The sequence below is a fragment of the Paraburkholderia sp. Tr-20389 genome, assembly GCF_017104565.1.
Classification (GTDB): domain Bacteria; phylum Pseudomonadota; class Gammaproteobacteria; order Burkholderiales; family Burkholderiaceae; genus Paraburkholderia.
Genome location: NZ_JAAGPD010000032.1, coordinates 86,755 through 111,173, shown reverse-complemented (window position 1 = coordinate 111,173; position 24,419 = coordinate 86,755). Strand labels below are relative to the sequence as shown.

Here is a 24,419-nt window from a genome sequence, read left to right as displayed (position 1 = left end):
ATCGCGCTCGAATCCTCATCCGCGCGACGTCCAAAGAAATACCTGTTCGTCACAATGGGAGAACCATCGTGCGCATCCCAAGTCCTCGTAACCTGCGGACGATCCTGAAGCTCATCGTTGCCGTGGCGATCACAGCGCTTGGCGACACGCCGGCGCTGACGGCCGGCTTACAGACCGACGCTGCATCGGGCGAAACGCCCTTCCTGGCAGAGAACCACGCCGCCATGACGAGAATGATGGACGGCATGTCCACGAGACCGACGGGTGACGTCGATCGCGATTTCGTCGCAATGATGGTGCCTCACCATCAAGGTGCCATCGACATGGCGCAGGCCGAACTGCGTTACGGACACAACGAACAGTTGCGCCGTATCGCGCAGGAGATCATCGTCGAGCAACAACAGGAAATCGTCGCCATGCGCGTCGCACTCGGGCAACCATTGCCGGCACCCGCCCCCGCTCCGGACCAGCAACAACCGGCTTCCCGATCTGCCGCTCCTGCTCACCGGACGTCCGACCAGGGTATGCAAATGAACATGCCGAACCCTATGCAAGGGGACCAACGATGAAACACGAATCCACCATCACCGTCGCGTTGTTTGCAGCCGCGTTCGTGACAGCGCAGTTCGTTTGGGCTGGGCAGGCCCCTGGATCGCAATCCGATCCTGACATTCCCATCAGCCATCACGATCGCGTGTACGCTGCTGAACAGTTCTCGAACACGGTGTCGGTGATCGACCCGGCCGACAACAGGCTGCTCGGCCTGATTCGGCTCGGCGACCCGTCGCCTGGCAATTTCAGTCCGTTGTACAAAGGTCAACTGCTTGTGCACGGCATGGGTTTCTCGCCGGACCATCACACGATCGCGGTCGTCTCGATCGGATCGAATTCGGTTTCGTTCATCGACACGCAGACCAACGCCGTCAAGCATGTCACCTATGTCGGCCGCTCTCCTCACGAGGCCTTTTTTACGCCCGATGGAAAAGAGGTCTGGGTGACCGTGCGCGGCGAAAATTACGTTGCGGTACTCGACGGAAAAACATACGAGGAGAAAGCACGCATCACTGTCCCGTCCGGCCCCGGCATGCAGATCTTCTCGCCGGACGGAAAGTACGGGTATGTGTGTTCGTCCTTCAACCCGGAGATCGAGGTGGCGTCCGTGGCGAGCCACAAGATCGTCGGGACGGTCAAACAGGCCAGCCCCTTCTGTCCCGACCTGGCTGCAACGCCCGACGGCAAACAGGTCTGGTTCACACTCAAGGACACCGGCAAGGTCCAGGTATTCGATGCAAGGCCGCCATTCGCGCCGATCACGATCCTGGACACAGGCCCGATCACGAATCACGTGAACATCGTGCACAACGACAAGGGCACGTTCGCGTACGTCAGCGTCGGCGGCCTGAACGTGATCAAGGTATTTCGAACCGACGACTTTTCGCAGGTCGCGACGATTCCTGTCGGCAACCTGCCGCACGGGCTATGGCCGTCGGGGGACGGCCGCCGCATTTATGTCGGCCTCGAAAACGCCGATGCGATGACCGCGATCGACACACTGACCAACACGGTCATCGCAACAGTGCCCATCGGCCAGGCGCCGCAGGCCGTCACCTATGTGCCGAATGCGGTGCCCGAAGGCGATGCTGCACAGAACCTGCAAGCGCTTGGCCTGGCCGGTCAAAGCGTTCATATCGTGCTGGTGCCGGCGGGCTCGGGCAAGACGGCGGATACCGCCAACGCGCCTACGACTGTCGCGTTGTTCGATCAGGGGCTCGTGCAGGTTCTGCAGGCCGCCGTCACGGGTCTGCAACCGCGGCAGCCCTACGTATTGGGTCTTGCCTATAACGCCGATGGAAAAGGCGACCTGCAGGTGCTCGCGAATTTCATGTCCAATCCGGCCGGCTCGGCGATCGTCAATGCGCTCGGGCAGATTCGCCAACTGGTCACACCCGGAATGGTCGACGCCGGCGACAAGCGGCGCTACCTCGTGGTCGCCCCGCAAGAGTCGGGCAAGCCTGGTGCCCCCGTACAGGTGCAGTCGCCGTAACGCATTCTCTGAGCGTTGACCAACCGCCCCAGTCACGGAATCAGATCATTGGTGAAGGACCGTTCGCGATCGTCGATAGCAGCCGTTTCGCCTGCGGCCGGCGACCACCCATCGCCTCCGTCCCGATCGCGATGGCTCAACGCCGTCGCGAGCGCCGCTCGATCGAGCCCGCCTTCCCACGCCGACACCACGATCGTCGCCACGCCATTGCCCACGATGTTGGTCAATGCCCTGCATTCGGACATGAAGCGATCGATGCCGAGAATCAACACCATCGCGCTGACGGGCACGGTCGGCACGACGGACAGGCTCGCGGCGAGCGTGATGAAGCCCGCGCCCGTCACGCCCGTCGATCCCTTCGAGGTCAGCATCGTGACGAGCAACAGCGTGATTTCCTGCCCGAAGGACAAATGCGTATTGGTCGCCTGCGCGAGAAACAGCACCGCGAGTGTCATGTAGATGTTGGTGCCGTCGAGGTTGAACGAGTAACCGGTCGGCACGACGAGCCCCACGACGCCGCGCGGACAACCCATTCGTTCGAGTTTGTCCATCAGTTGCGGCAGCGCCGCTTCGGATGTCGACGTACCGAGTACGATCAGCAGTTCGTCGCGGATATAGGCAAGAAAACGCCAGAGACTGAACCCGCACAGACGCGCGACGACACCGAGCACGACAGCCACGAACAGAAACGCGGTGAGATAGAACGCGCCGATCAGCTTCAGCATCGGCAGCAAAGAGACGATGCCGTAACGGCCTATCGTGAAGGCCATCGCCCCGAAGGCGCCGATCGGCGCGAGACTCGTGACCATCCGCACGACGCGGAAGAACGCTTTGGACAAGGTCTCGATCAACTGCGTGACGGGCGCGGCAGGCTCGCCCATCAGCGCCAGTGCCGTGCCGAACAGCATCGCGATCAGCAGCACGGGAAGGATGTCGCCTTGAACCAGCGCGCCGACGAACGTCTCGGGTATCACGTGCGCGATGAATCCGGCGATGCCGTCGCCATGCGCCGCCTGCGCCGCATAGCCCGAAACTGCGTGCGCGTCGAGCGTCGACGGATCGACGTTGAAGCCTTTGCCCGGCGCGAGCACATGGGCGGCAAGCAATCCGATCGCCAGCGCCAGCGTGGAGGCCGCTTCGAAATAGAGCAGCGCCTTGCCGCCGACGCGCCCGACCTTCTTCATGTCCTGCATTCCAGCGATACCCGTCACGACCGTGCAGAAAATCACGGGGCCGATGATCATCCGCACGAGCTTGATGAACATATCGCCGAGCGGTTTCAACGCCACCGCTGCATGCGGCGCGAAATGGCCGAGCAGCACGCCGGCGACGATGGCCGCCAGCACCTGCACATAGAGAATCGTGTAGAACGGTTTGCGTTTCATGTGTCTCCTCCATTTTCGAGGCAAAGGGGAGCCCTTCCCTTCTTCGATCGGAAGGGAATCGGCCCGGCTGAAACAGGGAAGCCGCCGCGGCGCGCGACGGATGCGCAGTTACATCACTTGCGCCCAGGGATGCCGCGCAAAATGCTTTTGTTCGAATGCTTCGATCGCGGCGAGAGAGTCGAGCGTCAGATCGACGGTATCCATGCCCTCGATCACCATGCGCTTGTGGCGCGCGCCGAGCGGATACGCGTATCGTTCGCCCGACGCGGACCTCACCATCTGCTGTTCGAGATCGATCGCAATCGATGCACCGGGCGTCTCGATCGCCTCGTGCATCAGCGCATCGATCGCGTCGCGCTCCAATTGCACGAGCAGCAGGCGGTTATTCATTGCATTGGAATAGAAGATCTCCGCGAAGCTCGGCGCGAGTACCGCCTGAAAGCCGTATTGCTGCAAACCCCACACCGCGTGCTCGCGGCTCGATCCGCAGCCGAAGTTCGCGCCGCCGATCAGGATGCGCGCGTTCTCGTAAGCGCTCTGGTTGAGCACGCAGTCCGCGCGAGGCGCACCGCGCGCATCGAAGCGCAGGTCGTAGAGCAGACCGTCGGCGAGGCCCGCCTTGTCGATGATGCGCAGGAACTGCTTCGGCATGATCTGATCGGTATCGAGGTTGTCGATCGGCAACGGCAAGGCGCTGCCTTGAATGGTCGTGAGTCGGGTCATGATGCGGGTGCCTCCAGCGTGCGGACATCGGTGATGCAGCCGGTCATCGCGGCGGCCGCCGCCATCGCCGGACTCATCAGATGCGTGCGGCCGCCGCGTCCCTGGCGGCCTTCGAAATTGCGGTTCGTCGTGGACGCGCACCGTTCTCCGGCTTCGAGCACGTCATCGTTCATTGCGAGGCACATCGAGCAGCCCGGCTCGCGCCATTCGAAGCCCGCGTCGATCAACGTCTTCGCAATGCCTTCCTGTTCGGCTGCCCGGCGCACGCTGCCCGAGCCCGGCACGACCATCGCGCGCACGCCTGCCGCCACGCGCTTGCCGCGCACGATCGCGGCCACCGTGCGCAAGTCTTCGATGCGTCCGTTGGTGCACGAGCCGATGAACACACGGTCGATGCGCGTGCCGGCAAGCGGCCGATTGCTTTCGAGTCCCATGTAGTCGAGCGCGCGGCGCAGCGATGCGGCGGCTTCGGGCGTCGTTTGCGCGGCTTCGTCGGGAATCGGTTGATCGATGGCGACGGCCTGATCGGGACTCGTGCCCCACGTGACGAACGGGGCGATGTTCCTCGCGTCGAAGCGGTGCTCGGCGTCGAATTGCGCGCCAACGTCGGAATGCAGGTCGCGCCAGTCTTCGAGCGCTGCTTGCCATGCCCTGTCGTCGAGTGAAGGGGTGTGGGCGCGCACGTATTCGAAGGTGGTCGCGTCCGGCGCAATCAGTGCCGCGCGTGCGCCGGCTTCGACGGTCATATTGCACAAGGTCATACGCGCCTCGGCCGACAGCGATGCGATCGTCGAACCGGCGAATTCCACGGCATAGCCGCGCGCGCCTTGTGCGCCGATCTTGCTGATGATCCAGATGACAACGTCCTTCGACGACGTGCCGTATGGCAGCGCGCCGTCGATCGTGATGCGCATGGTCTGCGCAAGCCGGTACACGAGCGTTTGCGTCGCGAGCACATGCTCGACTTCAGACGTGCCGATGCCGAAGCCCAGTGCGCCGAGCGCGCCATACGTAGTGGTATGACTGTCTCCGCACAGCACGACCATGCCGGGCCGGATCAGCCCGAGTTCCGGCGCGACGATGTGCTCGATGCCTTGCAGCGGATCGTTCGCCGCAAAGAGCCGGATGCCGGCTCGTTCGCAATTGCGCGCCAGGTTCTGCGCCTGCAACAGCGACGCTGCGTCGCGAATCACGCGCGGCGACTCGGCATGCGTGGGGATGATGTGGCTCACGACAGCGAGTTGCTGACGCGGACGGCGCACCGCGCGGGCGCGTGCATCGAGCGCGCTGAACGCCTGCGGGCTGGTGTACTCGTTCATCAGATGCAGATCGGCGTACAGCAGCACGTTGTGTTCGTCGATACGCGACACGGTGTGCGAATCGACGAGCTTCTGGTAAAGGGTTCGGTCGGACATCGGTTACTCGCTGAGTGAGTCGCTGAATGAGTCGCTGAATGAGTCGCTGAATGAGTCGCTGAATGAGTCGCTGAGAAAGGACAGCACGCGTTCGAGCAGTTGCTCCGGCGCTTCTTCGGGGATGTAGTGGCCGCAAGGCAGCGCCTCGCCCTGCACGTTCGGCGCATACGCACGCCATTCGACGAGCGGATCGAAGCATTGCTCGATCACGCCCTGCGCGCCCCACAACGCCATGAACGGACAACCGATCTGCTGCTGCGAAGCGAGCGTCGCGCGGTCGTGCTCGAGGTCGATCGTCACGCTCGCGCGATAGTCCTCGCAGATGCCGTGCGCCGTCTCGGGATCGGAGAGACAACGCAGATATTCCGCGTAAGCCGCCGCCGTGAACGGCGCGAGGCCGGCACTGCGCGCGCCGATGGTCTGTCGGAGATAGAGATCGGGGTCCGCGCGGATCAAGGTCTCGGGGAACGGCGCGGGGCGCACCAGCATGAACCAGTGCCAATAGGCGCGCGCGAAGTCGAACGAGGTCTGCTCGTACATCGCGAGCGTCGGCGCGACATCGAGCGTCACGAGGCGCGTCACGGCATCGGGATGATCGAGGGCCATGCGCGCCGCGACGCGCCCACCCCGATCGTGGCCGATCACCGCGAAGGTCTCGTGACCGAGACCGCGCATCAGTTCGACCTGATCGAGCGCCATGCGGCGCTTCGCATAGTTGGCGTGATCGGCGGCGCCCGGCGGCTTGCCGCTGTCGCCGTAGCCGCGCAAGTCGGCGGCGATCACCGTGAAATGCTCCGCCAGCACCGGCGCAACCTTGTGCCAGATCGCGTGCGTTTGCGGATGCCCGTGCAAGAGCAACAGCGCGGGGCCCTGCCCGCCCTGAATGGCGTGAATGCGTACGTCGTCGACGGTCGCCGACACGTTCCTGAATCCTTCGAACATGGTTGTCTCCTGATCGTGATTCGAGTCTAATTGATGAATCATGCGATTTGGTTTCCTGAAAAGCATTCCGGTCGTAACTAACAGGAACGAATCGGCAGACAATGTGGAGCATCGCAATGGACGGTTTCTCGGACCTGAATCTGTTCGCGCTGGTGGCACGGCATCGCAATCTGGCGGCTGCCGCGCGCGAACTGGGCGTGACGCCGCCCGCGGTCAGCAAGCGGCTTGCGCAACTGGAACGGCGCCTCGGCGTGCGCCTGATGAACCGCACGACGCGGCGTCTGAGCCTCACGCCGGAGGGCGAGCTCTACCTGTCGAACGGCTCGCGCATTCTGGACGAGTTATCGGAACTGGAGCATCTCGTCACGCAGAGCCGCGGCGAACCGACCGGCTTGCTGCGCGTGAACGCGTCGTTCGGATTCGGCCGGGCGCGCATTGCGCCGGCGGTGTCGGAATTCGTCGCGCGCTATCCCGCGATGAAAATCCTGCTGCATCTGACCGACCGGCCGATGAGTCTTCAGGACGAGGGCTTCGATCTGGGCATTCGCTTCGGCGAGGTGCCGGATGCGCGCATCAACGCGCGGCTTCTGCTCGAAAACAGGCGCCTCGTATGTGCGTCACCCGGTTACGTGGCGCAGCACGGCGAGCCTTCCGTGCCGCACGATCTGACGCGGCATGCGTGCATCGTTTTACGCGAGAACGAATCGGCTTACGGCACGTGGCATTTTTCTCGTGGCAAGCGCACGGAGACGGTCAAGGTCGATGGGGCATTGGCCAGCAACGACGGCAGCGTCGTGCTTCATTGGGCGCTCGAAGGCCGCGGGATCGTCGTGCGATCGCAGTGGGAGATCGAGGCACATCTCGCAAGCGGCGAACTCGTGCCGCTGCTGTCGGACTGGGCACTGCCGGATGCCAATATCCACGCGATCTATCTGGAGCGCAACCAGCTTTCGGTCAAGCTCAGGACGTTTGTCGAGTTTCTAGGCGAGTATCTGCGCACGCCGGGCGCAAACGGGTAGCACGCTGTTTTTCACGTGCTGCCGCATCCGGCCGCCGATCAGCGGGTCACCGTTTGCAGCAGGTCGCGCGCGGTGCTGATCATGCCGTCCGCGATCTTGCCCGAATCGATCGTGTAGCTGCCGTCGCGGAGCGCGGCCTTGATCGATTCGACCTTCGCCGTATCGATGTCCGAGTCGGTCGCCGTAGGCAGCGCCGTCAGGCTCACAGTCGAGCTGCCCGGGTTGGTCGCGCCGGCTTTTTGCACGGCGCCGACCGCACTCTGCGCTTCGGTGTCGTTGGTCGCGCGTACCGCGCCAGGCTGGAGAATTGTGAGGCTGTTGTTGCTGGATTCGATCTTCATGATGTCCGTTCCCGATCTGTTGAGTCCTTTAACGGTCACCGGTTTGAAATCTTCACCATGCCGCGACGCGCGCGTAAGCTTCCATACCCCTCCGAAGCCCGCAAACCCTTGACGGGCGGGCCTTCCGGGCATTTGCAACAAATTGAAACAAAGTGTGAGGAACCGCACATAGCGGCCCGCGACGGTACGACACGCTACGTCGACCGTCCGGTTAGTCTCCCGAATAGCGGGTGTCGACGATCGAGCGTCGAGATAGTGCCAATCGGACAACACGGTTATTCTTCGATACACCCCATCGCCCCGGAGCGTCCCATGCAGACAGCCCGCCGTTTCGCGTTCGTTGCGTTGACATGCAGTGTCATTGGTTTGTCCCATTCATCGAACGCATCGGCTGACTCGACCGATCCGCAGCGAAGCTTCACCCAGGTCGTCTCGTTCGGGGACAGTCTGTCGGACGTCGGCACCTACGCGTACGCGAGACAATTCGGTGGCGGCACCTACACGACGAATCCGGGCGCGATATCCGTGCAGGTCGTCGCGGAACACTATGGGTCGAGTCTCAGGCCCGCATTGACGGGCGGTTTCGGCCAGAAGAGCGTCGTTCATCCGGAAGGATTCGGATACGCCCAAGGTGGCGCCCGGGTCGCCGCGCCGCCGAACCCCGGCGACGCAACGGGCGACACGGGCGAATTGCAGACTCCGTTGACGTCGCAGGTGGCCGCCTATCTTCAGTCGCACACGCGCTTCACCGGACAGCAACTGGTGTTGATGCAAGGCGGCGCCAACGACGTCCAGGATGCCTATGTCGCATGGGCGGGAATGGTGGCGAACGGCGGCGATCCGAACGCCTCCATGCAGGCCGTGCTGCCTTCGGTGCAACAGGCGGCGCAGCAATTGTCCGGCCTGGTGCACAACGTGCAGCAACACGGCGCCACACATATCGTCGTGCAAAACGTGCCGGACATCAGCAAGGCGCCGATCGCAAACCTTCTCGACCAGCAACTGCCGGGGTCCTCAAAAGTGCTTCGGCGTCTGGCGCAGGCATTCAACACTGCGCTTGATGACACGCTCCCTTCATCGCCGGCCATATTGCGGATCGACGCGTTCAAGTTCATTGACGATGTATCACAGCACTATCGCCAACTGGGCTTTCGCTTCGACGGCAGCCTCGGCACGAACGTAGCATGCCTGCCGGCAACCTTGCCTCCGGCATTTCAAGCCGACAACACCAGCGCGCTCTTCTGCTCGCCCTCGACGTATGTCTCCCCGCATGCCGACGATAGCTACATGTTCGCCGACGCCTATCATCCAACCACTCACCTGCAAAAAGTCATAGCGGACTACGTGGTGGCCCAGATCGATACGTGGCTGCATAAATAGGCATTGCCGCGGCCCTTTCGTTGCCGGGCGTCGGCCCGGCAGCGAAGGCCAACTATCTCCGCAGGTTGGCGCTGCTTCACGCCGCAAACCGTCTGACCGTCGTCGATGGCAACTCGCCGAACATCCTTCGATAGTCGCTCGCAAAACTGCCCAGGTGCAGGAAACCCCACTTCGTTGCTGCGTTCGTCACTGTCGCCCCCAGGCGCAGTTCCCGCCTGACGTGATTCAGACGAACCGCCCGCAGGTACGCAACCGGGTTCAGATCGAGCGCTTCCTGGAACGCGTACTGCACCGTTCGCCGGCTGATGCCGAGATCCGCGCAAAGCTCGGCAATGGACAGCGGACAGGTCGCCGCGTCCTGCAATTTTTCATCGACTGCCTTGACCAGTACCCAGTGCCGCACAGGGCGCTCGCGGCCCAGGTTCACCTCGTCGGGATAGACGGCGAGCGCCTCGGAGATCGCATACAGAATCGTGCGCTCAAGCAGGCGTTCGCGCTCCTCGGACTCGACCATGCAGTCCTGCGCCGACCGCGTGCTCGCGGCCATCGCGACACGCAACAGCGCACGCAGCTTTTCGGCGATGTCCGCGTCGAGAGGAATGACGGGTGCCAGCGCCCGCTCGCGCAGCGAAGCCGCGGCCACGCTGGAACGATCCGAAGCGAGATGTTGGGACTGGATTTCGACGTTGACCAGAACGTGCCGGTCCGGCGAATAGAACTCGAACTGCGGCACGCTGGAAAACACATGCAGACTGTCGCGACCGCTTTTTTCTCCACATAGCCGCGCGTGGCCTTCCAGTTCGAGTGGAACGGCGATCACCTGGCGATCGGGCGCAATCGCGCCTTGCTGATAGATGACCTTGTCCAGCTCTTCGACCAGCAGGCGAACGCCGCCGAGCGTCACCGTCGACAGCGAGCCGTGGAATACGCCGCCCGATATCTGCGTGTAGGTGGCGGACCAGCCGTCGAATGCGCGCGCCTGTTCGTCGACGTTCGTGTATGCGCTATACGACACGGCCTGCGCATGCGAGGCCTCCGTGACGTCTGCGGTAGTCGACTGGGCATGCGCTGTCATGATCGTTCGAAAGTGGCGGCGAGCGCTTTCGATTGTACATCTGAACAATTTTCCATCTGTCACGATGTATTGGCGCGCTTGCCCAGTCGAGGTGCATGGCTCGCCGCCGTCTCCTATACCGCCGAAAAACAGTTGTCGACGAACAGATGTGTACCGTTGACGAAACTCGCTTCATCCGATGCCAGAAAGAGCGCGGCCGCCGCGACTTCCGATGGATCGCACAAACGCCCTTGCTGCGCGGCAATCGCGGCTTCCGTTGCATCGACACCCATTGCCTGAAGGTCCTTCAATTCGCGCATGCCGTGCGGCGTGCGAATGAAGCCGGGAGCGATGGCGTTGCATCGGATGCCCCGGTCGCGATACTCGACGGCAATCGCGCGAGCGAACATGTGGCACGCGCCTTTGGTGGCGTCGTACAGCACTTCGCCGGGCGTCGCCAGCACGGCGGAAATCGAAGACGTGCAAATGATGCTGCCGCGCCCTTTCTCCAGCATCTGCGGCAGCACCGCCTTCGTCATCAGGAACATGCTCTTGACGTTCACACTCATGAGCCAGTCCCACTCCGTCTCCTCGATCTCGAGAAACGGCTTCACGATCAATGTACCGGCGTGATTGAACAGTACATCGGCGCTGCCGAATTTCTCTCGCGCAGCGGATACGACGCGCTGCACGTCCGCCTGCCGCGACACATCGGCCTGCAAGCCAAGCGCGCTTTTTCCTTCATCGCGCAGCCTTGCCGCGAGCCCTTCGGCGGCATCGCCGTCGCGGTCGATAATCACCACGCGCGCACCTTCTGCGGCGAACAGCGTCGACGCCGCTGCGCCGCAGCCGCCCGCGCCGCCGCTCACGATCGCCACTTTTCCTGCGAGGCGGCCCACATTATTCGCTTGAGTCATGATCGTTCCCATTCGACTGGATGCTCTTAAACCGACGGATCGACGCGCGCCTCGATTTCACGGATACGCTCCACATTGGCTTGCGAACCCAGCGCCGGCGGTCCGTTGAAAGTCTTGCGCACGCCGAACACATACCAGATCACGATCAACGCAGCGACGAAGGCCACCAGTACGTAGAGCACCTTCTCGTTCGGCGGCTGAATGCCGACATAGGCGAGCACGCAGGCGCCGATCAACGCGAGAAACGCACACGGCTTCGACCACATGCCAAGCTGAAACGGACCTTTCTCGTTCCACGTGCGGCCTTCCGCGAGCATGCCGGCCCCGACGGGCATTGCGTAAGAGATATAAAGGAACACGGCACTGCCCGCGCTCAGCACCGAGAAGGCGTCGCCGTATAGCGTGACGACGATGGCGAGCACCGCGCATGTCCATATCGCCGCACCGGGCGTGCGATGCTGCTCGCTCACCTTGCGCAGATACTTCGAGCACGGCAAGCCGCCGTCGCGAGCGAACGCGTAAACCATGCGCGACGTGGACATGATCGCGGCGAGGCCGCACACATAGTTGATGAAGAACATCGCCAGTTCGAGACAGACGCGGAATGCGGGCGGAATCGGCGCGAGGATCGCACTGAAGAAACCCGTTCCCTGCTTCATCGCTGCAGTGAGATCAGGCATCACCAAAACGAAGGCGCACACCATCACATAACCGAACACCGCCGACCAGAACACCGAACCGATGATCCCGCGCGGCACGTTGCGGGCTGCGTCGTGTGTCTCCTCCGACGTGTGTGCCGAGGCATCGAAGCCCGTAATCGTGTAGGTCACGAGCAGCAGTCCGGAAAGAAACGCGAGAGGGGTTGCCTGCTTCGGCCACGCGCCGCCATCCACGCCCGTGAAGTTCGTGATGCTGAACAGGCGCTGCAAGTTGAATGGAACAGGCGAGTAATACAGCAACGCAGCGACCAGAACGATCGTGACGACGAAGATCAGATAGCCGGACAGATCGGTGATCTTGCTGGCGATCCGGATTCCGCGCGCGTTCAGATACGCTTGCGAAACCGTAATCAGCGTCAGAAACGCCGTCTGATGCCACCAGTTGAGGCTGTCGGGATTGATGCCGAACATCGGCGCGATCAACGTCTTGAAGAACGGATCGTAGGTGCCGAAATTGATCGCGGCGATGACGAAGATCAGCCCGATGAGGTTGATCCATGCCGTCGCCCATCCCCACCACTTGCCGCCCAGGATCGATCCCCAGTGGTAAAGGCCGCCGGCGGTCGGATACGCGGATGCAATCTGCGACATCGAGACAGCGACGATCAACGCAAAAACGGAGCCCAGCGGCCAGCCCAATCCGATCGACGCGCCGCCCGCCGCTGAAAATCCCATCTGGAACGCCGTGATCCCGCCCGACAGAATACAAATCACGGAGAACGAAACGGCGAAATTCGAAAAACCGTTCATACGCCGCGACAGTTCCTGGGCGTAACCCATCTTGTGCAGCAGACCGACGTCTCCATCGGTCTCTGCTTGCAGTTGCTGCCTGGTTTCCATACGCGCTCCCGTTCGGGGGTCACAGATTTCAGGCCTGCGCGTCCATCGATGCTGCCTGCCGCGCCGGCCGGGCCGTCGGAGCCGGACTGCTGCCGCAAAGGGCAGCCGTGACGCTCCAATAGGCGAACGGTAGGAAGCCAAAACTACGAGCACTATCGGATTTCGGCAAAACCCGCAAATTAGGTGAGTGAGCGCCGTTAGTCGATTCAGTTCGAGCTGCCCGCACACGGAAACGGAACAGCCGGCGGCCGAAACCTTGCAAACAGCTTAAGGCGGAATGCGAACCAGGGTTTATACCGGCCCAACGGTTCTGCCTCTTCAATCGCCTGGTCTCGCACAAAACTCTGTTGCGGATTTCAATCTTAACAGCATCGTCAAACTTGACTACGATGTCAAACATGACGAAGCACACTGAATGCCGGTGCTTCACATGAACTTTCGACGTACGGCTCGATGCCGAACCTGCTCGGCACGCAAACCGTGCATTTCCCTCCTGTCACTTGAAGAAGCAATATGATCGAACGTACATTCCTTATCACCGGTGCGAGCAAAGGCATTGGGCGCGCGCTGTCCGAGCGGCTGGCGCGCGCGGGGCACAAGGTCGTGGGCATCGCACGCAACACCGACGACGCTACCTTTCCCGGAACGCTGGTGAGTATCGACCTCGCCGATCGCGAGGCCACGGCCAAAAGCCTGCGTGAGTTGACCTCGCGCTATGCGTTCGACGGTGTCGTCAACAACATGGGCTTCGTCAAGCTCGCACGGCTCGGCGACATCGATCTCGACGATCTCGATCGCACGTTCAGCACCAACCTGATTCCCGCCGTGCAAACCGCCCAGGCACTGCTGCCGAACATGAAAGAGCGGGGCTGGGGACGCATCATCAATCTGTCGAGCCTCGTCGTGTTGGGTGTGGCTCAACGCAGCGCGTATGCAGCAGCCAAGAGCGCGATGATCAGTTTCACGCGTACCTGGGCCCTCGAACTCGCGGACACGGGCATTACCGTGAATTCAGTCGCGCCCGGACCGACCGAGACCGAGATGTTCCGGCAAAACACACCCGTCGGCAGCGAAGCCGAAAAGCGCTTTCTGTCACTCGTGCCAATGAAGCGATTCGGCAAGCCGGATGAACTGGCTGCGAGCGTTGAATTTTTCCTCTCCGAGCCCGCAGGATTCGTCACCGGGCAGACACTCTTTGTCGACGGCGGAACTTCGATCGGCAAGGCAGCGATCTGATTGTTCGACTTCATAGGCGGCACGAGGGGCGCGGCCCGACGCGCTCCAGTGCACGACATGTTCGATCGGATCGAACGTCTTCATCGGCTCATCCGCACGTCAATTCCCCTGCCCGTCCTTAGTATCGGTCCCATCAGCTCGCGTTGACTCGCTTGCTACCGACCGATACTCGAGGACCCTTATGAAGAACCTGTTCGCATCAGCGTTCGTCGCCACGTCTCTCTTCCTGGCAGGCGCAGCGCATCACGTTCAAGCAGCGTCTACGGACGACTATCTACCCGCTACCGCACCCGCCATCGTCAAGGCAATTGCGAAGGTACAGGACGGCAAGGTCGACGTGAACGGCGTGCGCTATCACTATCTGCTCGCGCAAGGCAAACCGGGCGCGACGCCGGTTGTGCTGCTGCATGGCTGGGCTTCGACGTCCTACATGTGGCGCTATGTGATGCCGCAACTCGTCGCTCGCGGCTATACAGTGCTTGCGCCCGATCTGCGCGGCCTTGGCGATACGTCGAAGCCGGCGACAGGCTACGAAAAGGCCAACATCGCCGAAGACATTCACGCGCTCGTTGCAAAGCTGAACCTCGATCCGCATATCGATCTCGTCGGCCACGACATGGGTGGAATGGTCGCCTACGCGTATGCCGCGCAGCATCCCGACGAGGTGCGGACGCTCGCGATTCTCGACGTGCCGTTGCCGGGCATAGAGCCGTGGGATCAGATCGTGCAGATGCCGCGCACGTGGCACTTCCGGTTCTACTCGGTTCAGGACGTGCCCGAAATGCTGATTGCGGGCCGCGAACTCGAGTACCTGAAGTGGTTCCACAATTCCGAGGCCGTGAACACGCGTGCGTTCAGCAACGAAGCGGAAGAAATCTATGCCCGCGAATATGCGATGCCCGGCGCACTACGCGCAGGGTTCGAGTACTACCGCGCTTTCCCCGAAGACGCGAAAGCCAACCGCGAATTTGCCAGAACGAAACTCACGATGCCCGTACTCGGCATCGGTGGCGAAGGCAGCTTCGGCCCGATCATCGGCGATCACCTGCGCCACGTCGCGACCCATGTCGAAGCCGTGAACGTGCAAGGGTCCGGTCACTGGGTGGCCGAAGAACAACCTGCCGCCGTCACAGACGCACTTCTCAAGCTCTTTTCCCGTTCGGAATGAACGTGTCGGCACCGGGTGGGCGCAAGCGCACTCGCCGCGAATTCACCCTGCTTCCTCCATCCTCGAAGGACTCACCATGAAATTTTATTTTCACCCGTCGCCGAATCCGCTCAAGGCTGCACTGCTGATCGAAGAACTCGGATTGCCATACGAACTCATCGCCGTCGACACGTTCAAGGGCGAACAGCATCAAGCCGCGTTTCGGGCCATCAATCCGAACGCCAAGGTTCCCGCCATTGCGGACGAAGGCGTGACGATATTCGACTCGCACGCCATCCTTCTTCACCTCGCGGAGAAGCACGACCGCTTTCTCCCACGCACGGGAGCCGGGCGCGGCGCCACGCTCTCGTGGCTCATGTTCATCGCGACGGGGCTGTCGCCGTTCTCGGGGCAAGCAGTCCATTTTCTGCACCATGCGCCAGAAGCGATCGCCTATGCACGCAACCGCTATCTGAAGGAAGTGGAGCGTCACTACCGTGTGCTCGACGAACGGCTCGCCGTTTCGCACTACCTCGCGGGCGATGAGTACACGATTGCCGACATGGCACTGTGGGGCTGGGCCAGCTTTGCAGGCTACATCCTCGGCGACAAAGGCTTGACTGACTATCCTCATGTCAAACGCCTGGTCGACGAAGTTAGCGCTCGTCCCGCCGCCATCCGCGCTCAGGCATTGAAGACGGGTCTTGCATTGAAGGCGGACTTTGACGATGAGACGCGCCGCGCCCTCTTCCCTCAAAACACACAGGCATTCGACTGAACTTTGGCGACCGCTTTGCTTCGCATCGCGGTCGCTCCCTTCGCGAGTGAAACTCGCCGGAAAGCAAAGCTGAATAGGATGAAGCCATTACGTTTCGTGAGCGGCGATTGGTATCAACGATCACGCGCGCTGCTTCGTGCGGCAGCCCACATTTGAAAGCGATTCGTGGGCCTACCATGTGCGATCCGGCGACGAACGATCTTCGTACAGGAGATGTCATGGCACCAACCTCAGTCCCCGAGCAGCAAGAGCCGCGGCCCGACCACGCAGCAGAAACGGAGCCTTCGCCCGAATACATTCTGCAGGTGGCAATGGGCTTCTGGGCATCGAAAACCTTGCTCTCGGCCGTCGAATTGCAACTGTTCACCCATCTGGCGCGCGGCCCGCAAAACGCCCAGCAACTCACTACGGCGTTGGGGCTGCATCCGCGATCGGCGCTCGATTTTCTCGATGCACTCGTCGCGCTGAATGTGCTGAACCGCGAAAACGGTGTCTACGCCAACACGCGCGACGCGAACCTCTTCCTCGATCAGGCGAAGCCGAGCTATGTCGGCGGCCTGCTCGACATGGCGAACTCACGCCTCTATCCTTTCTGGGGCTCGCTTACAGAGGCGTTGCGCACGGGTGCGCCGCAGAACGAGTCCAGGCACGGCGGCAACGTCTTCGAAGCGCTTTATGCCGACGAAGCGCGGCTGCGCACATTCCTGCACGCGATGAGCGGCGTCAGTCTCGGCGCTGCGCGCGCCATTGCGAAGCAGTTTCCGTGGCAGAACTACCGTACGTTCATTGACCTCGGCGCAGCGCAGGGCGCGCTGCCCGTGCAGGTCGCGCTCGCGCATCCGCATCTGTCGGGTGGCGGCTTCGACTTGCCTCCGGTGCGCCCGGTCTTCGAGGAATACGTCGCATCCCAAGGCTTGCAGGAGCGACTTCACTTCTACGCGGGCAACTTCTTCGCCGATCCGTGCCCAACCGCCGACGTGCTCGTGATGGGCCACATCCTGCACGACTGGGATCTCGACCAGAAGCGCACCTTGCTGCGCAAATGCTACGACGCACTACCCGATGGCGGCTGCCTGATCGTCTATGACGCGATGATCGACGACGAACGCCGCCACAACGCTTTTGGCCTGCTCATGAGCCTGAACATGCTGATCGAGACGCCAGGCGGCTTTGATTACACAGGCGCGCAATGCATCGAGTGGATGCGCGAAGCGGGCTTTACGCAAGTCCGTGTCGAAGGGCTCGTTGGACCGGACTCGATGGCGATAGGCATCAAGTAGCAGCACCGCGCGCCCTTCGTTATGAACTGTCGCTGTCAGTTGTAGCCCAGGATCGCGGCCGTCGCGACATCGGTCCGGTCAGACGGATTGCCAGCCAGCAACACCGTGGGCTCGTGCATGAGCAATTGATAAGACGGCGTATAAGTTTCGCTGCCGTCAATCGCCTCCCCATGCGCGACGTCTTGCGGGTAAGTGTTGTCGAGATTGTTCATGATTGTCTCCGTTGGTTTCGAATCGACTGCGTCAAACGCGGAGCGGCGTTCGCGTAGTCGTGCTTGATGCTGCACTGCAAATATCCGGCTTCGACTTATTCCGGTTGGTGAGCGTCACGAGTAACAGAATGTACTGACGCAGTGCACGTCAGCGTACGCGTGACCGATACTTGAAGTCGCGCAAGTTCAGTGCCTCGTCCGCCGCTGCTGTGAGCGCACGCATCCATCACAGTTTGCGGACAATGCTCGCTTGGTAGCCACGAAAATATTACATCATATTGTGATATTTAAGGTACTGCGCACGAACAGCGGTCAAAACTTGTGTCGCATCCCGATCCGCAGCGACACCTGCTTGTCCGTGGTCGACGGAGTCAACCCCGTGATCTGCGCGACGGCGCTCTGCCCAAGCGAGTCGGTGCCGCTCGCTTTCTCATACACCGCGATGGTGTACACATCCGTGCGCTTCGACAGAAAGTAATCGACGCCTGCGCTGAACAGGTTGTAGTTCGCTCCACCCTTTCCGCCTGCGCCGCCGTTGCGCGTGTAATCGTATGCAACACCCGCGAGCAGCGAAGGCGTGAACTGATACTTCGCGTTGATTTCCGCGTTGTTGAATGCAGCTGTACCTTTGTAGCGCAGCGTATTCGGTCCCGACGACGAGCCCATATCCTCGAAGCGCGTATTCGAATAGGCGAGGTTCACGTTGAGCGAACCCAGCGTCACACCGGCGCCGACGCCCGCAATTTCGAGCCGGTTCGCCGACGCATACCCGGCGAACACCGGGTTACTCTCAGGACTCGTCGCGCTGCCGAAGCTGCCCAGATTGTTCGTCGTAGCCGGCCCTGTGTTCGGGTTCGCACCGAAGAACGACGTGTTCGGATTGCGGATATTCAAATACCCCGCGCCGATCGAAAACGGTCCGGTCGCGTACGCAGCGCCCGCACCCCAGATCCAGTTGCTCGAAAAAGAGCCAGGCGTGCCACCGAGATTCATCATCGCTTCGACGGTGAGACCGCGATAGCTGGCGCTGCGGAACTTGATCGAATTGTTGATGCGGCGCGTGTTCAACGCGTTGTCGAGATCGCCCGGATGGGAACTCATGTAGCCGCCCCACTGCGGCGCGGCGAGAAACGGACCGTACAGATCGACGACGGGATCGTATTGACGGCCCAGCGTGACGGTTCCGACCGGATTGCTCAGACCGACATACGCCTGACGTCCGAACAGCGCGCCGCCCTGATTCGATACACCGTTGTTGCTGTAGAAGCCGCTTTCCAGCACGAAGATCGCCTTGAGGCCCGAGCCCAGGTCCTCAGTGCCTCTCAGTCCCCAGCGGCTGCCTTGCAAGCCCGCTGAGCCACCTTCGATCATCGCGATCTGATGTCCGCCGACGAGTCCCGCAGAAGTCCTTGCCGTCTGGACGTTGTTCGTATAGTTCAAGCCGCTGTCGATGATGCCGTAAAGCGTGACGTTGCTTTGCGCGTTAGCAAATGATGCGACACCGCTTAGCATGACTAATGTTATTGCCGACTTCTTCATCGAAAAATCTCCTCCGGTAAGTGAATGTTCTTTTGCTTCGGCCTTCAGGGAACGTCCGGCATCGCGCCAGACGTCCCGATACAGGAAAATCTTTTACTGGCTCTGATTGGCGACCGCACCATGCGCATCGACGTCTCGTTGTTCACTGACGCGAATAAAGTACGTCATCAGAAATGACAATACGAGCAATGCGGCAAGGAAGAGCAGACCAGGCGTCGCGCTTTGGCCCGAGCCTTTGATATAGCCGATCGCAAACGGCCCGACGAAACCACCGAGGTTGCCCACGGAATTGATCACCGCGATCGAAACGGCCGCTGTCGAACGCGTGAGAAACAGCGTCGGCAGTGCCCAGAACGGCGACTTGAATGCGTACAGCCCCGCGAGGCTCAGGCTGATCATCGTGATCGACACGTAAGGATTCGTCGCAAGGCCGGCGCCCAGCAGCGCCAGCGCAGCCACGGCCAGCGGAATCGCCGAATGCAGACGCCGCTCGCTGTGACGATCGGAACTACGCGACCACAGCACCATCACGATCGTCGCGAACACATATGGAATCGTCGCGATGAGACCGACCTGCGTATGGCTCAGGGTCTTCGAAAAGCCCTTGATGATTTGCGGCATCCAGTAGCCGACGCCGAGACTCCCGCACTGATACACGAAGTAGATGAACGACAGATACAGCACTTTCGGGTTCGTCATCGCCTTGATCGAGCCGAAATGCTTTGCTTCGGGGCGCGCTCTGCGATCGTTGGCGAGTTCGTTCAGCAGCCAGTCGCGTTCTGCCGGCTTGAGCCATTTGGCGTCGGCGGGACGGTCGGTCAGATAGACGAAGCACAGAATGCCGCCGATCAACGCCGGCGCGCCTTCGAGCACCAGCATCCAGCGCCAGCCGCTCCAGTCCAGCCAGTGGACGCTGTCCATGATCCACGTGCTCAATGGCGCGCCGATGATGTACGACACGGGAATCGCCGCCGTGAAAAGCGCGACCGTCGTCGCGAGTTCTTTTGCGCGAAACCAGTACGTCAGGTAGACGATGATGCCGGGAAAGAAGCCCGCCTCGGCGACACCGAGCAGAAAGCGCAACACGTAGAGTTGCGTCGCGTTCTGCGCGAACGCCGAGATGACGGAGACGATGCCCCACGTCACGAGAATGCGTGCGATCCAGACGCGCGCACCGTATTTGTTGAGCATCACGTTGCTGGGCACTTCGAACAGAAAGTAGCCGATGAAGAAGATGCCCGAAGCAAAGCCGAACGCCTCGCTGCTCAGCGCCAGATCGCGGTTCATCTGCAAGGCCGCATAGCCGATGTTGGCGCGGTCCAGATACGAAATGATGTAGAGAATGAAAACGAACGGAATGATCCGCCAGGCGATCTTGCGTACGAGCGCGCGCTCGTCGATGGGCTGCGTGTCTTGCTTGGCTTGCATGTGTCTCTCCACTGGCGGGCGCACCCGCCAGGTTTTGTGAAATCCGTCTTGCGGGTTACGCCTGATGTTGTGAGAACACCATGCAAACAGGGCTGCCCGACTCGACGGAAAAGCCGGTTGGCTTGAGCTGTCCCGTCGTCGGATTCACGGAAAACGCGACGATCGTGTCGCTGTCTTCGTTCAGCGCATACATGAAGCGGCCGTCGGGCGTGCCGGTCATGAAGCGCGGCGTGCGGCCCAGCGACGGCTCGGCATGGATGAAGGTGAGATGTCCCGTCGACTGATCGATACGGAATACCGCGATGCTGTCGTCGCCGCGATTCGACGCATAGACGAAGCGCCCCGTCCGGTCGACTTCGATCTCCGACGCACGGCTGTTGCCCGTGTACGTATCGGGCAGCGACGACACGATCTGCACAGGCGTGAGCGCGCCGCTGCCCGCCGAATAGCGGTACGTCGTCACTGTCGAGTCGAGTTCATTGACGACATACGCATACGCGCCCTGCGGATGAAACGCGACGTGCCGTGGCCCCGCCGTCTCGCGCGACACGACGAACGGCGTCGCGGCGGGCGCCAGTTGGCCGTCCTTGAAACGGAACGTGAAGACGCGGTCCAGTCCCTTGTCGGGCACGATGACGAACTCACCCGTCGGATCGAATGGATTGAAGTGCGGCTTGGCCTGCTTCTGCTCGACGCGATGCGGACCGATCGGGCCTTCCAGATGAACCAGTTGCGTCAGTTCCTGAAGCGAGCCGTCACTGGCAATCGGCAACACGGCGAGGCTCGCGCCGATATGGTTCGACACGACGACGTAACGGCCCGTCGGATCGATCGCGAGGTGCACGGGGTTCTTGCCCTGCGTGCTTTGCCGGTTCAGGAACGTGAGCTTGCCCGTTGCCTTGTCGACCTTGAACGCGCTGATGTCGCTGAGGTCGCCATGCACGGTGTAAAGACGCTCGCCGTTGCGGCTCAGCGCGAGAAACGAGGGATTGACGAGGTCCTTGACGAGTTGCACGAGTTCGAGCGCCCCCGTTTCCGTATCGACCTGATACACGCTGATGCCATCGCCGTGGGCATTCCGTTCGCGGGTGGTCCGCGATCCGACATAAGCAAACATAGGTTTCTTTCCTTTGAAATCTGTCTGGCGCAACGCCTGTTCCTCCGCGAAAACCGGACGCGCGACGGGGCCGATCGCGGCCAGCACACCAAGCGCCGTCGCGCCTTGAACGATGCGCCGCCGCACGCCGTTCGGGACCGCATTTGCAAACTGCACGGGCCTGTCATGGCCGCCTTTCTTCACGTGATGTCTCCGATTTTTTTGTATCTGGGGTTTGCACTAGATTGCATTTTTACCTGGCAAAGTGCAAAAATACAGTCATGGAAAACACTTACTGCCCCACTGAGGCCCGGTTGAGCGTCGACGGCGCGACATATCGGCATGTCGATCTGCCCGGCCTGTTCGGCGACAGGCTGCGTGAATTGCCCGTCGTCATGCGTCTGCTGCTGGAAAACGTGATCCGCAACATGGAAAGTGACGAGCGGCGGCAGGCCGTCGAAGGCATCCTCGCGTGGACCGCGCACGCGACGAGCGTTGCCGAGATCGCGTTCCAGCCCAACCGCGTGCTGATGCACGACACGACGAGCACGCCCGCGCTGGTGGATATCGCCGGCATGCGCGACGCGCTCGCGGAAGCGGGCGCCGATCCTGCGTCGCTCAACCCTGTGTTGCCCGTCGATTCGTCCGTCGACCATTCGCTGGCCGTCGAGTACTTCGCGCAACCAGACGCGGCGCCTGAGAATCTGAAGCTCGAATTGCGGCGCAACGCGGAGCGCTACCGCTTCCTGCGCTGGGCGTCGAAGGCCTTGAAGGGGGTGCGCATCCATCCGCCCGGCACGGGAATCATGCATACGATCAACCTCGAGCAGCTGGCGACCGTCGTCACGACCATCGAGCGCAACGGCGAGCAATGGGCGGTGCCCGATACGCTGATCGGCACCGACAGCCATACCCCGATGATCAACGGCATCGGCGTGCTGGGCTGGGGCGTGGGCGGGCTCGAAGCGCAGACGGTCATGTTCGGCATGCCTGTGATGCAGCGCATTCCCGATGTGATCGGCGTCCGGCTGACGGGCGCGATGCGGCCCGGCGTACTCGCCACCGATCTCGCACTGACCGTCACGCAGCGGCTGCGCGCGATCGGCGTGTCCGGTGAATTCGTCGAGTTCTTCGGCCCCGGCGTGGCGACGCTGACGGCCGGCGACCGTGCCGTCGTCGCGAACATGGCGCCGGAATACGGCGCATCGACGGGCTTCTTCCCCGTCGATCAGCACACGCTCGACTATCTGCGCGCGACGAATCGTTCTGAATCGTCGGTTCGGTTGGTCGAAGCTTTTACGCACCAAACGGGCCTCTGGTTCGATCCGCAGGCCGAGCCGCGTTATACGCGCACGATCGATATCGACCTCGCCACGATCGACATGCATATCGCCGGGCCGCGTCGTCCGCAGGATCTGCTCGACTACTCGCAAACGGCGACGACATTGGCGAAGCTCGACTTTCATCCGGCGCAGCATGATCCGTCGATGCCGAAGCATCCCGTCGCGATAGCCGCGATCACGAGTTGCACGAATACGTCCGATCCCGCGTTGCTGATCGCCGCCGGCCTGCTTGCTCGCAAGGCGCATGCTTTAGGCCTGAAAGTGCCGTCGTGGGTCAAGACGTCGCTCGGCCCCGGCTCGCCTGCCGCCGCTGCGTATCTCGAACGCGCCGCGCTGATCGGCGATCTGTCGGCCGTCGGCTTCGATATCGTGGGTTATGGCTGCACGACGTGCATCGGCAACTCGGGCCCGTTGACTGCGCCGATTCGCGAAGCGCTCGCACAAAAGCGCATCTATCCCGTCGCGATGCTGTCGGGCAACCGCAATTTCCCTGGCCGCATTCATCCCGACCTGGACCTCGGCTTCATCATGTCGCCGCCGCTCGTGATCGCCTTTGCGCTGGCGGGCGACGCGCAACGCGATTTGAGCGTCGAACCGCTCCAGCACACCGCCGGCGGCAAGCCCGTTTATCTGCGCGATCTCTGGCCGACGCGTGAAGAAGTCGCCGCGCTCGTCGCAGTTGCCGCCGATCCGCAAGACTACCCGCGCGCCTTCACGCTCGCGAGCCGCAATCCGGCGTGGCACGATCTCGACGCGCCGGACAGCGCGCGCTTTCCGTGGAATCCGGCATCGACCGCGCTGCGCCGCCCGCCGTTTGCATCGGCGACGGAAGGCAGCCAACTCGGACGCTACAGCGCGTATCCGCTGCTCGTGCTCGGCGACGACGTGACGACCGATCACATCTCGCCCGCCAGCGCGATTCCGAAGGACAGCTTCGTCGCCGATTTTCTCGTCGCACGCGGCGACGATCGCAACGATCTGAATGTGTTCGCATCGCGGCGCGGCAACTGGGAAGTGATGGTGCGCGCGGCCTTCTACAACAGGACGCTGGTCAATCGCCTGCGTCCCGGCATGCCCGTCGCGCACACGCTGCATGTGCCGAGCGGCGACGTGATGCCGATCTTCGAAGCGGCGCAGCGTTATCAGCAGGACGGCGACGCCGTCGTGCTCGTCGCGGGCGAGCGCTACGGCACGGGTTCGTCGCGCGACTGGGCGGCGAAAGGTCAGCGGCTGCTCGGCATTCGCGCGGTGCTGGCCGTGAGCTTCGAGCGCATCCATCGATCGAATCTGATCGGCATGGGCATTCTGCCGCTTCGCTTCGCGCCCGGCACCAACCCGCAGACACTCGATCTTCAGCCGGGTGATAAGCTCGAAGTCGACGCTGCGGGTGATACGCTATCGCCTCGTTGCAAGGTGGCCGTCCGCGTGATCCGCGCGAACGGCACCGTGCAATCCATCGACGCGACGGCGGCCGTGGAAACGCAACTCGAATGCACGCTGTTGCGTTCAGGCGGCGTGATCCCGCTGATATTGCAGAAAAATGTGCTGACGCAGGAGGCTTGAGACCCGGCCGCCGCTGCG

General features: G+C 61.9%; 21 protein-coding genes. 9 read left to right on the top strand and 12 right to left on the bottom strand.

Annotated elements, in window-relative coordinates; all coding sequences use genetic code 11:
- Nucleotides 1–68 precede the first annotated feature (68 nt).
- The gene (locus G3N95_RS26870; protein WP_205973107.1) at nucleotides 69–569 is read left to right on the top strand and encodes a DUF305 domain-containing protein; all 501 of its coding nucleotides are present in this window, start codon (nucleotides 69–71) and stop codon (nucleotides 567–569) included.
- Nucleotides 566–2,044 carry a YncE family protein gene (locus G3N95_RS26865; RefSeq protein WP_205973106.1) on the top strand — a complete coding sequence of 493 codons (1,479 nt, stop codon included), beginning with the start codon at nucleotides 566–568 and terminating at the stop codon, nucleotides 2,042–2,044. The genes G3N95_RS26870 and G3N95_RS26865 overlap by 4 nt, the downstream gene beginning before the upstream one ends.
- A 32-nt stretch (nucleotides 2,045–2,076) precedes the next feature.
- Here G3N95_RS26865 and G3N95_RS26860 read toward each other — a convergent pair whose 3' ends face one another.
- From G3N95_RS26860 to G3N95_RS26845, 4 genes are all read right to left on the bottom strand, one after another.
- Complete coding sequence (locus G3N95_RS26860; protein ID WP_205973105.1) at nucleotides 2,077–3,429, bottom strand: dicarboxylate/amino acid:cation symporter; 1,353 nt, start codon at nucleotides 3,427–3,429, stop codon at nucleotides 2,077–2,079.
- 108 nt (nucleotides 3,430–3,537) lie between these two features.
- A complete protein-coding gene (gene leuD, locus G3N95_RS26855) occupies nucleotides 3,538–4,152 on the bottom strand; it encodes a 3-isopropylmalate dehydratase small subunit (RefSeq protein ID WP_205973104.1) in 615 nt (204 codons plus the stop codon).
- Entirely contained in the window at nucleotides 4,149–5,567 is a 1,419-nt protein-coding gene (gene leuC, locus G3N95_RS26850) for a 3-isopropylmalate dehydratase large subunit (RefSeq protein WP_205973103.1), read from the bottom strand. The genes leuD and leuC overlap by 4 nt, the downstream gene beginning before the upstream one ends.
- A 3-nt stretch (nucleotides 5,568–5,570) precedes the next feature.
- Nucleotides 5,571–6,509, bottom strand: a complete 939-nt coding sequence (locus tag G3N95_RS26845; protein ID WP_241018971.1) for an alpha/beta hydrolase — start codon at nucleotides 6,507–6,509, stop codon at nucleotides 5,571–5,573.
- 116 nt (nucleotides 6,510–6,625) lie between these two features.
- Between G3N95_RS26845 and G3N95_RS26840 the strand changes: the two genes are divergently transcribed.
- A complete protein-coding gene (locus G3N95_RS26840) occupies nucleotides 6,626–7,528 on the top strand; it encodes a LysR family transcriptional regulator (RefSeq protein WP_205973102.1) in 903 nt (300 codons plus the stop codon).
- A gap of 38 nt (nucleotides 7,529–7,566) precedes the next feature.
- Here G3N95_RS26840 and flgM read toward each other — a convergent pair whose 3' ends face one another.
- Nucleotides 7,567–7,869 (bottom strand): flagellar biosynthesis anti-sigma factor FlgM, encoded by a 303-nt coding sequence (flgM, locus tag G3N95_RS26835; protein ID WP_205973101.1) that lies wholly within the window; start codon nucleotides 7,867–7,869, stop codon nucleotides 7,567–7,569.
- 312 nt (nucleotides 7,870–8,181) lie between these two features.
- Here flgM and G3N95_RS26830 point away from each other — a divergent pair, with 312 nt between their 5' ends.
- On the top strand, nucleotides 8,182–9,249 hold the full coding sequence (locus tag G3N95_RS26830; RefSeq protein ID WP_205973131.1) for an SGNH/GDSL hydrolase family protein: 1,068 nt from the start codon (nucleotides 8,182–8,184) through the stop codon (nucleotides 9,247–9,249).
- Between the two features lie 76 nt (nucleotides 9,250–9,325).
- Here G3N95_RS26830 and G3N95_RS26825 read toward each other — a convergent pair whose 3' ends face one another.
- The 3 genes from G3N95_RS26825 to G3N95_RS26815 all read right to left on the bottom strand — a co-directional run bounded on the left by G3N95_RS26825 (nucleotide 9,326) and on the right by G3N95_RS26815 (nucleotide 12,779).
- On the bottom strand, nucleotides 9,326–10,324 hold the full coding sequence (locus G3N95_RS26825; RefSeq protein ID WP_205973100.1) for a helix-turn-helix domain-containing protein: 999 nt from the start codon (nucleotides 10,322–10,324) through the stop codon (nucleotides 9,326–9,328).
- A 113-nt stretch (nucleotides 10,325–10,437) separates the two neighbouring features.
- Nucleotides 10,438–11,220 (bottom strand): glucose 1-dehydrogenase, encoded by a 783-nt coding sequence (locus tag G3N95_RS26820; protein ID WP_205973099.1) that lies wholly within the window; start codon nucleotides 11,218–11,220, stop codon nucleotides 10,438–10,440.
- Between the two features lie 26 nt (nucleotides 11,221–11,246).
- A complete protein-coding gene (locus tag G3N95_RS26815) occupies nucleotides 11,247–12,779 on the bottom strand; it encodes an amino acid permease (protein ID WP_205973098.1) in 1,533 nt (510 codons plus the stop codon).
- Nucleotides 12,780–13,292: 513 nt separating this feature from the next.
- Between G3N95_RS26815 and G3N95_RS26810 the strand changes: the two genes are divergently transcribed.
- The 4 genes from G3N95_RS26810 (at nucleotide 13,293) to G3N95_RS26795 (ending at nucleotide 17,220) form a co-directional block, all read left to right on the top strand.
- A complete protein-coding gene (locus G3N95_RS26810) occupies nucleotides 13,293–14,015 on the top strand; it encodes an SDR family oxidoreductase (RefSeq protein WP_205973097.1) in 723 nt (240 codons plus the stop codon).
- A 181-nt stretch (nucleotides 14,016–14,196) separates the two neighbouring features.
- On the top strand, nucleotides 14,197–15,183 hold the full coding sequence (locus G3N95_RS26805; RefSeq protein ID WP_205973096.1) for an alpha/beta hydrolase: 987 nt from the start codon (nucleotides 14,197–14,199) through the stop codon (nucleotides 15,181–15,183).
- Nucleotides 15,184–15,259: 76 nt separating this feature from the next.
- Nucleotides 15,260–15,940: a glutathione S-transferase N-terminal domain-containing protein gene (locus G3N95_RS26800; protein ID WP_205973095.1), complete on the top strand. Its 681-nt coding sequence runs from the start codon at nucleotides 15,260–15,262 to the stop codon at nucleotides 15,938–15,940.
- A gap of 218 nt (nucleotides 15,941–16,158) precedes the next feature.
- Nucleotides 16,159–17,220: a methyltransferase gene (locus tag G3N95_RS26795; RefSeq protein ID WP_205973094.1), complete on the top strand. Its 1,062-nt coding sequence runs from the start codon at nucleotides 16,159–16,161 to the stop codon at nucleotides 17,218–17,220.
- A gap of 35 nt (nucleotides 17,221–17,255) precedes the next feature.
- Here G3N95_RS26795 and G3N95_RS26790 read toward each other — a convergent pair whose 3' ends face one another.
- The 4 genes from G3N95_RS26790 to G3N95_RS26775 form a co-directional block, all read right to left on the bottom strand.
- Nucleotides 17,256–17,432 carry a hypothetical protein gene (locus G3N95_RS26790; RefSeq protein ID WP_205973093.1) on the bottom strand — a complete coding sequence of 59 codons (177 nt, stop codon included), beginning with the start codon at nucleotides 17,430–17,432 and terminating at the stop codon, nucleotides 17,256–17,258.
- Between the two features lie 312 nt (nucleotides 17,433–17,744).
- A complete protein-coding gene (locus G3N95_RS26785; protein ID WP_205973092.1) occupies nucleotides 17,745–18,971 on the bottom strand; it encodes a porin in 1,227 nt (408 codons plus the stop codon).
- 93 nt (nucleotides 18,972–19,064) lie between these two features.
- Complete coding sequence (locus G3N95_RS26780) at nucleotides 19,065–20,399, bottom strand: MFS transporter (protein ID WP_205973091.1); 1,335 nt, start codon at nucleotides 20,397–20,399, stop codon at nucleotides 19,065–19,067.
- 55 nt (nucleotides 20,400–20,454) lie between these two features.
- The gene (locus G3N95_RS26775) at nucleotides 20,455–21,516 is read right to left on the bottom strand and encodes a lactonase family protein (RefSeq protein WP_205973130.1); all 1,062 of its coding nucleotides are present in this window, start codon (nucleotides 21,514–21,516) and stop codon (nucleotides 20,455–20,457) included.
- A 260-nt stretch (nucleotides 21,517–21,776) separates the two neighbouring features.
- On the opposite strand from G3N95_RS26775, the gene acnA reads away from it, so the two are divergent.
- Nucleotides 21,777–24,401, top strand: coding sequence for an aconitate hydratase AcnA (acnA, locus tag G3N95_RS26770; RefSeq protein ID WP_205973090.1), 2,625 nt, complete (start codon nucleotides 21,777–21,779; stop codon nucleotides 24,399–24,401).
- Nucleotides 24,402–24,419: the final 18 nt, after the last annotated feature.

Bases quoted from the DNA above. Each gene is read 5' to 3' on its own strand.
- G3N95_RS26865 (WP_205973106.1), top strand. From the start codon at position 566: ATGAAACACGAATCCACCATCACCGTCGCGTTGTTTGCAGCCGCGTTC.
- G3N95_RS26860 (WP_205973105.1), bottom strand. From the start codon at position 3,429: ATGAAACGCAAACCGTTCTACACGATTCTCTATGTGCAGGTGCTGGCG.
- leuD (WP_205973104.1), bottom strand. From the start codon at position 4,152: ATGACCCGACTCACGACCATTCAAGGCAGCGCCTTGCCGTTGCCGATC.
- leuC (WP_205973103.1), bottom strand. From the start codon at position 5,567: ATGTCCGACCGAACCCTTTACCAGAAGCTCGTCGATTCGCACACCGTG.
- G3N95_RS26845 (WP_241018971.1), bottom strand. From the start codon at position 6,509: ATGTTCGAAGGATTCAGGAACGTGTCGGCGACCGTCGACGACGTACGC.
- G3N95_RS26840 (WP_205973102.1), top strand. From the start codon at position 6,626: ATGGACGGTTTCTCGGACCTGAATCTGTTCGCGCTGGTGGCACGGCAT.
- flgM (WP_205973101.1), bottom strand. From the start codon at position 7,869: ATGAAGATCGAATCCAGCAACAACAGCCTCACAATTCTCCAGCCTGGC.
- G3N95_RS26830 (WP_205973131.1), top strand. From the start codon at position 8,182: ATGCAGACAGCCCGCCGTTTCGCGTTCGTTGCGTTGACATGCAGTGTC.
- G3N95_RS26825 (WP_205973100.1), bottom strand. From the start codon at position 10,324: ATGACAGCGCATGCCCAGTCGACTACCGCAGACGTCACGGAGGCCTCG.
- G3N95_RS26820 (WP_205973099.1), bottom strand. From the start codon at position 11,220: ATGACTCAAGCGAATAATGTGGGCCGCCTCGCAGGAAAAGTGGCGATC.
- G3N95_RS26815 (WP_205973098.1), bottom strand. From the start codon at position 12,779: ATGGAAACCAGGCAGCAACTGCAAGCAGAGACCGATGGAGACGTCGGT.
- G3N95_RS26810 (WP_205973097.1), top strand. From the start codon at position 13,293: ATGATCGAACGTACATTCCTTATCACCGGTGCGAGCAAAGGCATTGGG.
- G3N95_RS26805 (WP_205973096.1), top strand. From the start codon at position 14,197: ATGAAGAACCTGTTCGCATCAGCGTTCGTCGCCACGTCTCTCTTCCTG.
- G3N95_RS26800 (WP_205973095.1), top strand. From the start codon at position 15,260: ATGAAATTTTATTTTCACCCGTCGCCGAATCCGCTCAAGGCTGCACTG.
- G3N95_RS26795 (WP_205973094.1), top strand. From the start codon at position 16,159: ATGGCACCAACCTCAGTCCCCGAGCAGCAAGAGCCGCGGCCCGACCAC.
- G3N95_RS26790 (WP_205973093.1), bottom strand. From the start codon at position 17,432: ATGAACAATCTCGACAACACTTACCCGCAAGACGTCGCGCATGGGGAG.
- G3N95_RS26785 (WP_205973092.1), bottom strand. From the start codon at position 18,971: ATGAAGAAGTCGGCAATAACATTAGTCATGCTAAGCGGTGTCGCATCA.
- G3N95_RS26780 (WP_205973091.1), bottom strand. From the start codon at position 20,399: ATGCAAGCCAAGCAAGACACGCAGCCCATCGACGAGCGCGCGCTCGTA.
- G3N95_RS26775 (WP_205973130.1), bottom strand. From the start codon at position 21,516: ATGTTTGCTTATGTCGGATCGCGGACCACCCGCGAACGGAATGCCCAC.
- acnA (WP_205973090.1), top strand. From the start codon at position 21,777: ATGGAAAACACTTACTGCCCCACTGAGGCCCGGTTGAGCGTCGACGGC.